The following is a 12,419-nucleotide window of genomic DNA, read 5'->3' on the forward strand; positions in this document are numbered from 1 at the left end:
CCCTAGAAATCGTCAAAGTCAAAGGATTCGAGCGCCTGACTTTCCTCTTGGCTGAGCTCCGCGTTCAGAACTTCGCTGAGCTGTTCCTTCTGTAAGCCCCAGAATTCCGCCAGATTCTCGGCGACCATATCCTTTTCGCCCGCCGTGTAAGTCGCGAAGGCACGGCGCAGAAAGACCATGGCGCGCTGCCAGCAGTCCTCGGGAATCGCATCGATATAGCGGCTCAGACTCTCCCAGACCACGCGCCGCACAATCAGCGCATAGTGATTTCGGAGCGAAAGTCCCTCGAACCAGAGCGCGCCGAGTTCCGCCCGAAGTCCGATTGACATGCGGCGGCTGATTTCCCGGGAAAGTTCTTCCTCGCCGAGGTCGCCGAGATCGAGGCGTATCGCCGTTGCAAGCCCCGAGAGCTTGGCGTTTAAATCATCCCGGCGCGAAAGCTCCCGAATGGCCTGCTCCCACTTTTCGCTCGGCAAGTCCTTTTCCACACTGAAGATACTCTGGATATCCTCGATGCTCCTTGCGAGATGCCCCGCCGCCTCGTCGTCGCAGAAGCAGGCGTCCGTAAGGGTAAGACTCGCGCGGAGCAAAAGGCGCTCCAAGATGGGGCGGAGCACCGAGACATCCGACTGCCTCACATCCCCGAACTGCAACATGCGCGAAAGAATTTTGGCTGTCCGCGCAATCTCCTCGATGGAAATCTGATCGATGCTCGCGCTGTCAAGACGGCTGACCGCCGCCTGCAAAAGTTCCGGCATGCCGCAGAGAAAAGCGCTCTCGAGGAGCTCCGTAATCTCCGCAATCTGTTCTGCCGCCGCGAGCCTCTCCTGCAAATCAAAGCTCACGGCGTGCGCGATCGTGTCGCCTTTTAAGACGGCCTCGGCGAGCTGCATCTCCGCCTCCGGCGTCCTGCTTACTACCCAGTTTTCCTCCCAGCTCGCATCCTGCTGTCTGCTGCCTTGCAAAGCGGCAAAACCGATGCCGAGGAGGCGTAGGCGCTGCAAAAAGAAGGAGCGGCGCAGCTGTAAAAAGGCGCTCTTCTCGCTCTTTGCGCGGCGATTTTCGCGGAGATCCAAGCGGAGCTTTTCCGCGACCGGGCCGAAATTCAGCTTTAAGTCCGCACACTGATCCGCAAAATCCTGCTGAATCGAAGTGAGCAGCCCGCTCTTCGGCACCTCTCCGATTTTCGTGCCGATATCGGTGAGCGCGAGTCCCTCGGCAATCTCGCCGAAGCTCCCGTGCCCCATGCAGGTCACCGCGGCATCCTGCAGCTCTTCGTGCGTCGGATATACCCCCTCGCGCAGCCTTGTGAGGCTCTCGGCGAGTAAGGTCGCCTCCAGCACTTCCGCCGAAGAGACCAGACCGCCCCGCTCCCGGATGTGTACGGCCAGCGCGGACAGATAACGCGCCGCGTGGCTCTCGGGCTTTCCCGCCGCAAGCGCTTTCCAGAGCAGTTCATAGTAGGCGGGCACACGGTTGCCGGCCGCATAGCCCGAGCGGCTTGATAAGCGCCGGTACGAGTAGGGCATCAGTGTGAGCTGCGCCTTGCACTGCGGCAGCTTTTGAAGCGCTGCATCGTCGAGCAGCTCCCCCGCGGAAAGTGCCGGTGTGTGAAAGGCACCGGTCAGAACGACCAGGCGGTCCGCCGGAATCCCCGCTGCGATTTTTTCCGCAATCACGCGGCGCATATAGGCCTCCCGGACCGCATTGTGCGCCTGTTCGAAACGCTCACCGGGCATGGCGGCCCGCACTTCTTCGCCGAAAATCCGGGAGCGCTCGAGATAGTCTCCGAGCGTCGGGCTCTGCTCGAGATAGCGCTCCCAGAAGCCCTCCATGTCGTCGGGTTCCGCGGCGCTCTCTGTCTCTTTTTCCGCTGCCTCGTCCCGTTTCCGGTCGAGATAACGCTCCACGGCGCCCTGTAGACCCAGCATATAGGAAGAAGGCAGATCGCAAAAGGCGACCGGAATTCCGAGTTCCCGCGCGGCAAGCAGCGCCCGGTACTCGGGAGAATAGACCGCAAACGGGTAGAGGACACTCCGCACCGGCGCCTCCGTCGTATAGGCCATCACGGCAAACGGCGGCTTCAGCGCCGGGTCCGCAAGCCGGTCAATGAGGCTTTCAAAGTCCGCAGGCGCCTCAATCAGAACGCAGGCGGGCCGCCTCTCCCGGAGCAGTTCCCGGATAAAGCGGGCGCCGGTCGGCGAGTGGTGGCGTATGCCGACAAAGACCGGCGCTCTTTCCCCGCTCTCCATGCCGCCCCTCTCTTCGCTCACAGCGAGCGGCAGGCGTCATAGAGCTTTGCCCACTCGCTGCCGCGCCGCTTCATGATGTGCTCGAGATACTCTTCCCATATTTTCTGATCCTTCTCTTCGTCTTTGACAATCGCACCCTGCAGCGCTGCCGCGAGGTCACTGTCTTGCACTTCGCCGGTGCCGAAGCTTCCGGCCAGCGCCATACTGTTCACGAGGAGCGAAATCGCCTCCGCAGTCGAGAGTACATTTTGCGTTGTCTTGACTTTCTGGGCACCGTCGATGGTCTGTCCCGCACGAAGCTCGCGGAATACCGTGCAGACCTTGCGGACGGCGGCCTCGGCCGGCAGGACTGCCGGCAGACGGAGTTCCGCCGAGAGCTGACGCAGGCGCGTCTCCACAATTTCGACCTCCGCCTCGAGGTTCTTCGGGCTCGGCAGAATTACCATGTTAAAGCGGCGCTTCAGCGCGGCGGACATTTCGTTCACGCCCTTGTCGCGCGTATTCGCGGTCGCAATCAGCGAGAAGCCGCGCAGGGCAGCCTGCTCGCGATTCAATTCCGGAATCGAAATCCGCTTCTCCGAGAGCAGGGAAATGAGAGCGTCCTGCACCTCCGGCGCGCAGCGGGAAATCTCCTCAAAGCGCGCAATCTTGCCCTCTTCCATCGCGCGGAAAATGGGCGTCTTTACGAGTGCCCGCTCACTCGGACCCTCGGCAATTAAGAGCGCGTAGTTCCAGGAGTAGCGAATCTGCTCCTCGGTCGTACCGGCCGTGCCCTGCACGACACGCCCCGAATCCCCGTTGATGGCTGCCGTCAAATGCTCCGAGAGCCAGGACTTTGCGGTGCCGGGCTCGCCGATTAAGAGGAGCGAGCGGTCCGTGAGAAGCGTTGCGACCGCAATCTCGACAATGCGGCGGTCGCCGATATACTTCGGGCTGATGACCTTGTCCCCTGCCTTGCCGCCGAGAATATAGGTGAGCACCGAGCGCGGCGACATATGCCACCCCTCGGGGACTTCGTTCTGTTCTGCTGCCATAAGTGCGGCAATCTCATCCGCAAACAGGCTCTCGGCCGCGCGACGCTGTACTTCCTTCTGTTCCATCCTGTCTCCTTTTCTTACCAAGTGAGCGCTCTCGGGTCCGTACCGTCCTTCAGCGCCTGAATCGCCGCGTAGAGCCTCTGTGTCGCGTTTCCGTAGTTGTTGCTCCGCATGTTCACGCCCTTATAGACCCGCTCCAAAAGAGCAATGAGTTCATCCTTCGGGAGTCCGATTGAAAGCGCCTGCTCACTGAGTTCCGTGAGGTCGTAGTTATAGAAACCGCGTCTCTGCCAAGTCTTTATGCTGCCGTCAAAGATCTTCGAGAAGTCCGTCCAAGCGTAGGCTTTCAGCCGCTGAATATCTTCCTCCGTCGCAGGGCGGTTCTGTACGTTTTTGTACTCCCAGGCACTCCAGAGTTCCTTAGCGTTTGGAATATCCTCCCGGTAGAGCGCGCGAAGCCCCTTTTCGTACTCACTGTAGCGCTTCTGTTGCAATAAAAGCGGATACCAGCGCGGGTCCATATGTTCCCGGCCGTATGCGGGACGGAGGCAGAAACTCTCCGTCGCCTCTAAAATGCCGTCCTGCCTTTCCTGCCTCTCCTGATTTTCCGCCTGCGAGCCGAGCGCAGCCTTCACTTGGCCAAGGAGTCCCTGCCTCTCCGCAAACAGCCCCGAGAATATTTCATAGACCTCTGCCGGCGTCTTTTCCTCCAGGGCGAGAAAAAAGTCCAGCTTGGTCTGTTCCCGCGGCGGCAGATCGGGAAGCAGGGTATGAAGCGCCGCGCGGAAGTCCGCACTGAGCGGAGTCTTCCAGAGTCTCGAATTGAGATAGACGCGGCGCACATGCGACACAATCGCGCCGGTTCGCGTGAGCTGTCGAAGAAGCGCCGGGCTCTCCATGTCGATTGCCGCATACCAGAGTTCCTTCATCTTTTCCAGATAGGTCCGGTTTTCCCTCTCCTTCTCGGCATCCGGATACATCTTCTCCATCTCTGCCGCGACGAGATCCGCTGCGTACGGGAAGGGGCAGTGCGCAATCGCATCGAGATAGCGCGCGGGCTTTTTGAGGAAATTCTCTCTGACCACTTCCTCGGCCTCCGGATATTTTGCGAGCGCCGCAATCACCGCGGCATGCGCCTTGTTTTTTTCGGTCTTCTCGAGAGACAGGAGGGTTCCGTAAAATTCCGGATGCGCGCCGAGCGCCGCAATCGCTGTCTCCTTCAGCTCTCCCTGCGATCTCGCAATGACATCCGTATAGAAGGACTCGCTCTCCCCGCCGCTCAGCACATCGATCAGCGTAAAGTAGCGGCACTGCAATCTTTCTTTCTGCTCCGGTGCAAAGGCGTGTCGAAGCAGGGGCAACATGCTCTGCGGTCGCTCCTCCCGGATCCAAGTCTCGACCGCATCCGCAAACTCCGCATAGCGGTCGCCGAGCGCACGGAGAAAGAGCTCCTGGAGTCTCAGATCCTCGAGATAGGGGCGCTTGCTGTCTCTTGCGGCCTTCAGCACTTCCATGCGCCCCTTGCCGCTCTCGGTCAGAGCAAGGCGTAATCCCTCGAGACTGCGATAGCTCTCCTGCCGATAATAGATCTCCGGGATTGCCTCCTTTTGCACAGCTTCCTCTAAGGGAACTTCGTCCCCGCTTCCCGCAACCTTGCTCTGCGTGAGCAGGACTGCGTCCAACAGAGCCAGTAAGTCCAGAAGCTGCGTGCCTCTTTCCTCCGCAGGCAAAAGAAGCTGTTCTCCGCGGCGCGCGAGTTCTTCTAAGACCTTCGCCTCACTGCGGTGATTCCCGAGTTCCGCGAGAGCGCGCGAAAAGCGGGGATCCTCCGCAATGCGTTCGCTTCCCGTGAGGGCACACTGAAAAAGACTCTCTCTCATCGAAGTCAATATTTCCGCATTCATGCGTTTCCCTCCCCGCTCAAAGCATGAGGCGGATGATGCCCCGCCCGGTCACCAGACTCTGCGGCAAAAAGCAGAGTTCCCGCCGCACTTCATCCGCAAAGAAGAGCCCGAAGACCGCGCTCTTCCCGGTATCAAATTGCGAGAGCAGGCGAAGCGCTACCTCACTGCCGTTAGCATCTGTGATGCGAAGCTGACTTCCCGCCGCATCCCTTAAGTAGACTGCCTCATCTTTTACCTCTATCTCCGAAAGCTGCAGGAGCGCCGGCGCTTTGTCCTCCGCAAGCACCGACTGAAGCGCCTTGATCGCCTGCTTTTCCGCCTGCGCAATGGGAGCCGCAAAGCCGATGATGCGCGCAAAATCCGTCGCTTCCGGCTGCTCCGCCGTCGCATCCTCGAGTCGAATGCGCGCTGCCTCGCCCGGGAAGGCCGGGTAGTAAGGGAAGCACTCCGCGCGGAGTCTCCGATCGGAGCTGTCCTTCTCCGCAATGTAGTTTTTTGCGCTGAGCGGTCTAAAGTTCATCTCGCGGTAAAGCGTTCCGTCCGCAAGCGAAATCCAATGTCCCAGATCCAGAAACTCCCGCTTCGCCTCGTCGTAGCGCACTTCGAAGGCAAGCTGCATCAGTGCTGTCTCGGAGAGCATTAGCCCGAGCGCCTCCAATTCTTCCTTCTTCCGCACGCCGCCGAGCGCATCGTAGAGCGGATTTGCGTCCGGCGCAGTCGCCTCCAGTCTCTCTGTTAAGTAGGCGCTGCCGCGGCGCACTAGGGTGCGAAGCTTTTCGAGCTCCCGCACCGCCTCTCTTAAATAGCGCTCCTTTTCGCCCTGCTCCCGCATATGCGCCGCCGCACCGAGTGCAAGGCTGAAGCGGCGAAAGAGCTGTTGCGGCCCGGAGAGATAGTTGTCACCGAGTCGCTTTACAAGGAGCGCATCCTCTTCCTTCGTATCCGTAAGACTCGAGAGTAAGCCGAGCTTCATGCGCCTGTTTAACGCCTCGTCAAGGAGAAGAAGGCCCTCAAGCTGTTTTTCCGTCTTCTTTCGGAAGGCAGTCTGTCCGCTCACACTCTTTTTCTTTGCCTGCGGCTTTCCCTCGGCAAGCTCGGCCTTTTCTTCGCTCTTTTTCTCATCCCGCTTTTTGAGCTTTTCCTGCTTCTTTACGATATCCTCGGGGATTTCTGTCTCTGCAAAGTCCTTGCCCGCGGCAATTTCAAAGAGGAGGGCAATCCCGTGCTTGCAGGGAAACTGACGGCTCGGGCAGCTGCAGCGTATCACCGGCGCCTTGCCCTCTTCAAAGCAGGCGGAAACCTGATAGAGGCTCTTTCCGGAGCCCTTACAGCTGCCTGCGTAGTAACTCTCGTCCTTGGAACAAACCCGCTCCGTAAAGGCACCGCTGTCCGAAATTTTCTTTCCGTTTCGAAAAGCGCTGTCATTGGGGGCAAGCGGACGTATTTCCTGTTCGCTGAGTATTCTCATTCCTCTCCTCCTGCGCTGTGATTGTTAGCTATCCCTTCATTATCCCAAAAAAATACAGCTACCGCAACACGCCGTAGCTGTATTCTAAAACTCACTTTTTTGTTTTCTTCCGCACCGAATAGCCGTAAGTACCGAGCAGCGTGCCGAGTGCATAGTACTCCCCGTGGGAATACGCGACCAGCTTGGCCTTTTCGAGACAGAACTTTCCCTTCTCGTCCATCAGGCTCTTGTCCACATCGACCGCAAGCACTTCCGCGAGAAAGAGGTCGTGGGTCCCCAGCGGGATACGCTCTGTCACGCGGCACTCGAGATTCACAGGACTCTCCTTGACGAGCGGTGCCTTGATTTTAGATGCCTTCTCCTCGGTCAGTCCGAGAAGCTCCCACTTATTGCAATCGCGCCCCGAGCGCACGCCTGCCTCATCGGCCTTTCGGACCAGCGCCTCTGTCGTCAGATTGATTGCGAACTCGCCGCTCTCCACCAGAAGACGGTGGGAGTGACGCTCCGGACGAACGGAGATCGACACCATCGGCGGATCGGAGCACACGGTCCCCGCCCACGCGACGGTGATCAGATTGCTGCTTCCGTCGTTGCCGCGGCAGCTCACCATGACTGCCGGCACCGGATACAGCATGTTTCCGCCGCGCCACACTTCCTTTGCCATCGTTTCTCCTCTTTCTTCTCCACTGTTTTTTCGGTTCCGGCGGCGCGGGCGAATCGCCGCCCTCGCCGATTGCCCGTGCAATGGCCTCGACCACTTTCCGCGTGCTGAGTCCGTTCTCATCGATCACAAGATCGGCATACTTCTCATAGAGCACCGTGCGCTCCCGGTAGAGATCCCGGAGTGTCTGTCCCTCTTTGATGCTGACGCCGCGCGCAGTCAGATCTCCGAGCCGCCGCTGAATGGCGGGGTAGGAGAGCTTCAGATAAATGACTTTTCCGAGCGCCTTGAGTCTGGCCATCGCCTTCTCGCCGTATATCACCGAGCCGCCTGGCGCAATCACGGCATTTTCCGTCTCGAGCGCCGCCAGGGTCTCATCTTCCAACGCGCGAAACCCGTCGTCCCCGCGCTCGGCAATCAGATCCTTTAAGAGCTTTCCGCTCTGCTCCTGAATCAGAAGGTCGCCGTCTATAAAACGGCGACCTGTCTTTTTTGCAAGCACAACGCCGACGGAGCTCTTGCCGGAAGCCGGCATCCCGATCAGCGTGAGGCAATTCTTAGTCATAGAGCTTCTCCGGATACCGGCCGCTCTCAATCAGCGCGCGAATCGCCGCGACGACCGTCGGCTTGTCCTCCTGATAGGTCACGCCGAACCATTTGTCGTGGGTCGGCAGCACTTTGACACTGCCTCTGCCGCTCTGGATGCAGCTGTCCACGATGCTCGGCAGGAGGTATTCGCTCTTTTGCTCCGTGCCGTGCGCCTGCAAAAAGGCCGGGAAGCCCTCGGCGAGGACGTCGAGAAACTGCGGCGGCAGGCCCCACATATTCATCGAGACGTACTGCTCGGGCGTCAGAGAGACCGGATTGCCCGCGCCGTCCTTGGCCTGCAGACCCTCCTCCGTCATACGGATCTCAAAGGTTTCGCGGACACTCTTCAGCATATGTCTCTCATCGACTTCGCAGACACCGCGCGTCACTGTGCCGTTGTCCGAGAGCGTGTTCTTCAGAATGAAGCCCGCCATGCACATGTCGAGATGCCCGCCGCCCTGCAGCATCTCTTCCGTCATGTACTTGTGGACCGCGCGGAAGCCCTCCGGACCGTAGTAATCGTCCGCGTTGATGACCACGAACGGCTCATTGACCTTGCCGCGCACCGATAATAACGCCTGACCGGTGCCCCAGGGCTTCTTTCTGCCCTCCGGCACGGAGAAGCCCGCCGGCAGATCGTCGATCTCCTGGAACGCATAGTCGGTCTCGATGACCTTTGAGATGCGGTCGCCGATGATGCTCTTAAAGTCCTGCTCGAGGTCCTTGCGGATGATGAACACAACCTTGTCAAAGCCCGCGCGCTTCGCATCATAGATCGCATAGTCCATGATAATCTCGCCGTTCGGTCCCATCGGCGTGAGCTGCTTGATGCCGCCGCCGAAGCGGGAGCCGATGCCTGCCGCGAGCACCACCAGTGTCGTTTTCATATGCATTTCCTCCTGTGATCGCCTGCTTTCCTTTCAAAGCGTGCGCAATATACTTCCATGATACGCGATTTTACGATATTTCGCGACTATTTTCTTAAAAGGAACTAATTGCATCGTCGCTGTGATCCTCGGCAATCGAGCGGATTTCGACCTCATAGCCGCCCTGCGGCAGGCTGACTTGCACGCGGTCGCCGACCTTGTGTCCGAGCAGCGCCTTGCCGAGCGGCGACTCGATCGAGATGCGCCCCTCCGTCGTCTCGCTGCGAATCGAAGTCACGACCTTGTAACGCTCACTCTCGTCCTCATCGACAAAATAGACTTCCACCATCTTATTGAGCCCGACTTCATCGGCCGCGGCGCGATCCTCAATGATGGTCGCAAACTTCAGCATACGCTCCAGATAGCCGATGCGGCTCTCATTCCGGTTCTTTTCCCGCTTTGCGGCGTAATACTCAAAGTTTTCGGAGAGATCGCCCTGCGCCCTCGCCTCCTTGACTGCCTGAATCAGTTCGGGGCGCAGCACAAGCTTGCGGTGCTCAATCTCCTCTTCTATCTTTTTGACATCCGCCTTTGTCAGTTTTTCTCCCATCGCTTCCTCCCCGGGCAAACAGCCCGCCGCACAGGAAAAGGGAAGTCTTCCCTGCCGTTCGGAAGACTTCCCCGCACGTTCCGGTGCTGTCTTATTTTGTAAAATACTGCGTAACGCCGTCCGCAAGCCCCTCGGCGAGCTTTCGGAGTGTCGCCTCGCTGTGATCCGAGACTTTATCGCCGAGCTCAATGTCCACGCTCGGCACCGTCGAATACGAGGTCTGCGTGAGATCCACATCCATCGAGCCGCTGCCGAAAATTTTGACGCCCTTGCCGCGGAGACCGCCGATCAGCGCCTCGCCGAAGGCCTCGCTCTTTTGCCAGGTCGAGGAGACCGGATCCATCTTCTTCATGCCGTCCGGCACGCTCATGAAATACGCGCCCTTATCGGAAGAGGTGCTGTCCCAGTGAACCGCAATGTGGCAGGCCGCATAGTTGTTCGCGAGCACCGTGCGGGCAATGTTGTCGAGCTGCACATCGCTGCCCTCGCGTATCATGAGGACACTGAAGCCCCGCTTTAAGAGCACATCGCGGAGAATCTGTGCCTCCTGCAAAGTGACCCGGCTCTCCGGCGTGCCGTCCTGAAACGTCATGCCCGAGGAGACCGCCATGGACTCCACCGCTCCGCGCTGGTTCGTGCCGCCCGTGACCTTCGGGCTGCCGTCCGGGTGCGAGAGCGTCTTCACGCGCTCACCGCCGCTCGTGCCATGCCCCGCATTCACGCAGATTACCTTATCACCGTAGGCTCCCTTGGTATTCTTATAGAGCTTTGCGGTCCCCGTCTTAATCTTCGAGGACGAGGCAAAGCGCAGGTTGTCGCTGAGCGAAATGTCGCTGACCGTGACACCTTCCGGGACAGAGACCGGCGTACTCGCCGCTGCCGTTGCCGTGCTCGCCGCCGCGCTGTTTCCGCTGCTCAAGTAACGGCTCGCGACATAGTAATTCTTGCCGCCGAGCGAAATGCGCGCCCACTCTCCGGAAAGTCCGTTCACCTGTACCGCCGTGCCGTGCGTCAGGCTCCGCACCCGGCTCGCGCCGGCCGAAGGCTCTGTCCGCACATTCAGGCTGCTCGCGCTGACATACATCTGCTGATTGACCGATTGAAACGAAGCTGCCGCTGCGCCGAACGAAAGTGCCGCACAGAGCGAGACTGTCACTGCCGCTGTCAGATATGCTTTTCTCATCTTTTCTCCTCTCACTCGCGCCCCACACGCGTTTCTATCTATCTTAAAGTTACTTGCGGTGCGCCGCAAGCGACAATACTCTTAAGAAAAAGAGACGGCTTTCGCCGTCTCTCGTAAGTTTGACTCACGGTAAAACTACGGTAGCGGTCGCCGGGAGCTCCTTGGTCGAAGCCTTGAACTCTCCTTTTGCCGCCGCGCCGCTCTCGCTGAACGCACCGTAGACCTGCTCGAACTGACCCTCCGGGGCCTGCGCGATGTACATACCGCCCTTTGCGTACTGGCGGAGTACCGCTTTCATCGCCTCCGGCTGAATGGCCACACAGCCCGCCGTGCTCGGTTTGTCGTTGCTCGTGCAGTGCAAAAAGAGCGCGGAGCCCGTGCCGGGCTGGCGATTGTCCTTGTTAAAGCCGGTGTTCAGCGCATAGGCGTAGATGTTCTTTGCCCAGTCCTCCCAGAGCTTTTCCCCCTTCTGCTCGGCCGCCTTGGCCGCGCTCTCGAGGCGATTAGTGCGGTCGGACCAGTACTGGCGCTTTGCCTCCGCCTGAATGTGCGTGTAATCGGACGGGAAACCCTCCTCGGCCGCATTTCGTCCGAAGGGCGTATCGGTCTTCCAGAGTCCGATCGGGGTCGTACCGTCGCCGGTTTTCCGCTCTGCGGACATACCGCCGTAGCCGTAGACTCCCGCGGACTGAATCTTTGCCTGCCACTGCCCCGCCTCATCTTTGACAAAGACCGTGACGCGCGCCTTATTCCAGCGCGACTCATCGCTCACCTTGGTCTCGCGATAGGTGTCCTTGCCGCCCTTGACCGCAAAGCCCTCGACGACAATCAGGGACTTGGCATCCGCCGGGAGTGTGAACCGGGACACATCATAGCTCAGCGCCGTCACATCAATCTTCTTCTGATCGGATGCCGCCGCCGTGTTATCCGCTGCCGCCGCGGTCGTCGCCGTGCTGTCCTTCGGCTTCGACGGCGCCAGGAGTGCCTGCGTTGCGCTGCCGTTTTTCTGCGCGGCTTTGCTGCTGCCCTGATTCAGCGCAGGCACGGTGCTCTCCTGCGCGGTCTTCGCCTTGCTCGCCTCTGTGGCTTTCGCTGCGCTATTTTGCAAAGCCGCTGTCGTTTCCTGCGGCTTTGCCTCCGCCTTAATTTCATTCTTCTCGGTCTTTGCCTCGCGCGGCGCATAGACTTCATCGATCGGCTTTTCCACCCGACCGCGCCGCGCTGCGGTATCGCTCTCAGTCTGCTTGACCTCCCCGGCCTTCACGATTTTTCCGATTGCCGCATAACTCGTCACATTTCCGAGCAAAACACTGCCACAGAGCAGTGTTGCCGCTGCCGTTGCCTGCAAGTGTCTCAGTTTCATGATGGTTTACTCCTTTCGCAATTCAGTCTGCCTACCGCGCCATGCTTACCTGCGCCTTGTGGCCAGCCAGTAAATCAGGACCAGATCCAGAACCGCTATGATTGCCCGCGGCGGGACAGCCGGGATATCGTTTGCAATCCGAGCGCTGACACAAAGCATTGCGAGACCGAACAGAGCCGGTAACTGCTGCCGAAATCGCCTGTCCCGTGCGGCACTGCGCTTCTCCGTCTCTTCCTCACCCGGCAGTTTCGGCCACTCCGGTAATTTCGGTTCTTCTTTTCCCAAGCTTCTCACCTCCGCGACCTTGCTTCTATGAAAAAATCCCCGCAACCCGTCGTCAAGGGAGTGACGGCAGATTGCGGGGAGAAGCGAGAGCGATAGACGGGACTCGAACCCGCGGTCTCGACCTTGGCAAGGTCGCGCGTTACCAACTACGCCACTATCGCGTCTGTCCATATCTCGGACATTCAGAGTATAGCATAGCCTC

The 12,419-nt window shown here is 59.3% G+C and carries 10 protein-coding genes, 1 tRNA gene and 1 pseudogene; all 12 read right to left on the reverse strand.

What is annotated here, in order from left to right:
• Positions 1–2: 2 nt before the first annotated feature.
• Positions 3–2,252, reverse strand: coding sequence for a DUF5682 family protein (locus tag ACO4XG_RS02590; protein ID WP_308508713.1), 2,250 nt, complete (start codon positions 2,250–2,252; stop codon positions 3–5).
• A 17-nt stretch (positions 2,253–2,269) separates the two neighbouring features.
• Positions 2,270–3,352, reverse strand: a complete 1,083-nt coding sequence (locus ACO4XG_RS02595; RefSeq protein ID WP_308508712.1) for an ATP-binding protein — start codon at positions 3,350–3,352, stop codon at positions 2,270–2,272.
• A gap of 14 nt (positions 3,353–3,366) precedes the next feature.
• On the reverse strand, positions 3,367–5,193 hold the full coding sequence (locus ACO4XG_RS02600) for a hypothetical protein (protein WP_308508711.1): 1,827 nt from the start codon (positions 5,191–5,193) through the stop codon (positions 3,367–3,369).
• 16 nt (positions 5,194–5,209) lie between these two features.
• Positions 5,210–6,661, reverse strand: a complete 1,452-nt coding sequence (locus tag ACO4XG_RS02605) for an SWIM zinc finger family protein (RefSeq protein WP_308508710.1) — start codon at positions 6,659–6,661, stop codon at positions 5,210–5,212.
• A 91-nt stretch (positions 6,662–6,752) separates the two neighbouring features.
• On the reverse strand, positions 6,753–7,445 hold the full coding sequence (locus tag ACO4XG_RS02610; RefSeq protein ID WP_485129645.1) for a flavin reductase family protein: 693 nt from the start codon (positions 7,443–7,445) through the stop codon (positions 6,753–6,755).
• A gap of 10 nt (positions 7,446–7,455) precedes the next feature.
• A pseudogene (locus tag ACO4XG_RS02615) lies at positions 7,456–7,887 on the reverse strand (shikimate kinase); the annotation flags it as partial.
• Positions 7,880–8,797: a nucleotidyltransferase family protein gene (locus tag ACO4XG_RS02620; RefSeq protein WP_308508708.1), complete on the reverse strand. Its 918-nt coding sequence runs from the start codon at positions 8,795–8,797 to the stop codon at positions 7,880–7,882. The gene ACO4XG_RS02620 and the pseudogene ACO4XG_RS02615, both read right to left, overlap by 8 nt.
• A 94-nt stretch (positions 8,798–8,891) precedes the next feature.
• The gene (greA, locus tag ACO4XG_RS02625) at positions 8,892–9,386 is read right to left on the reverse strand and encodes a transcription elongation factor GreA (protein WP_308508707.1); all 495 of its coding nucleotides are present in this window, start codon (positions 9,384–9,386) and stop codon (positions 8,892–8,894) included.
• A 91-nt stretch (positions 9,387–9,477) separates the two neighbouring features.
• The gene (locus ACO4XG_RS02630) at positions 9,478–10,569 is read right to left on the reverse strand and encodes an N-acetylmuramoyl-L-alanine amidase (protein ID WP_308508706.1); all 1,092 of its coding nucleotides are present in this window, start codon (positions 10,567–10,569) and stop codon (positions 9,478–9,480) included.
• Positions 10,570–10,693: 124 nt separating this feature from the next.
• Positions 10,694–11,932, reverse strand: a complete 1,239-nt coding sequence (locus ACO4XG_RS02635; RefSeq protein ID WP_308508705.1) for a L,D-transpeptidase family protein — start codon at positions 11,930–11,932, stop codon at positions 10,694–10,696.
• Between the two features lie 45 nt (positions 11,933–11,977).
• Positions 11,978–12,217 carry a hypothetical protein gene (locus ACO4XG_RS02640; RefSeq protein ID WP_308508704.1) on the reverse strand — a complete coding sequence of 80 codons (240 nt, stop codon included), beginning with the start codon at positions 12,215–12,217 and terminating at the stop codon, positions 11,978–11,980.
• Between the two features lie 88 nt (positions 12,218–12,305).
• Positions 12,306–12,378: transfer RNA gene (locus ACO4XG_RS02645), tRNA-Gly, on the reverse strand.
• Positions 12,379–12,419: the final 41 nt, after the last annotated feature.

Source organism: Stomatobaculum sp. (assembly GCF_057248925.1).

What these genes read in the sequence shown, in the direction of transcription:
- ACO4XG_RS02590 (WP_308508713.1), bottom strand. Translation starts at nt 2,252, where the DNA reads ATGGAGAGCGGGGAAAGAGCGCCGGTCTTTGTCGGCATACGCCACCAC.
- ACO4XG_RS02595 (WP_308508712.1), bottom strand. Translation starts at nt 3,352, where the DNA reads ATGGAACAGAAGGAAGTACAGCGTCGCGCGGCCGAGAGCCTGTTTGCG.
- ACO4XG_RS02600 (WP_308508711.1), bottom strand. Translation starts at nt 5,193, where the DNA reads ATGAATGCGGAAATATTGACTTCGATGAGAGAGAGTCTTTTTCAGTGT.
- ACO4XG_RS02605 (WP_308508710.1), bottom strand. Translation starts at nt 6,661, where the DNA reads ATGAGAATACTCAGCGAACAGGAAATACGTCCGCTTGCCCCCAATGAC.
- ACO4XG_RS02610 (WP_485129645.1), bottom strand. Translation starts at nt 7,445, where the DNA reads ATGAGAACGGACTCAGCACGCGGAAAGTGGTCGAGGCCATTGCACGGG.
- ACO4XG_RS02620 (WP_308508708.1), bottom strand. Translation starts at nt 8,797, where the DNA reads ATGAAAACGACACTGGTGGTGCTCGCGGCAGGCATCGGCTCCCGCTTC.
- greA (WP_308508707.1), bottom strand. Translation starts at nt 9,386, where the DNA reads ATGGGAGAAAAACTGACAAAGGCGGATGTCAAAAAGATAGAAGAGGAG.
- ACO4XG_RS02630 (WP_308508706.1), bottom strand. Translation starts at nt 10,569, where the DNA reads ATGAGAAAAGCATATCTGACAGCGGCAGTGACAGTCTCGCTCTGTGCG.
- ACO4XG_RS02635 (WP_308508705.1), bottom strand. Translation starts at nt 11,932, where the DNA reads ATGAAACTGAGACACTTGCAGGCAACGGCAGCGGCAACACTGCTCTGT.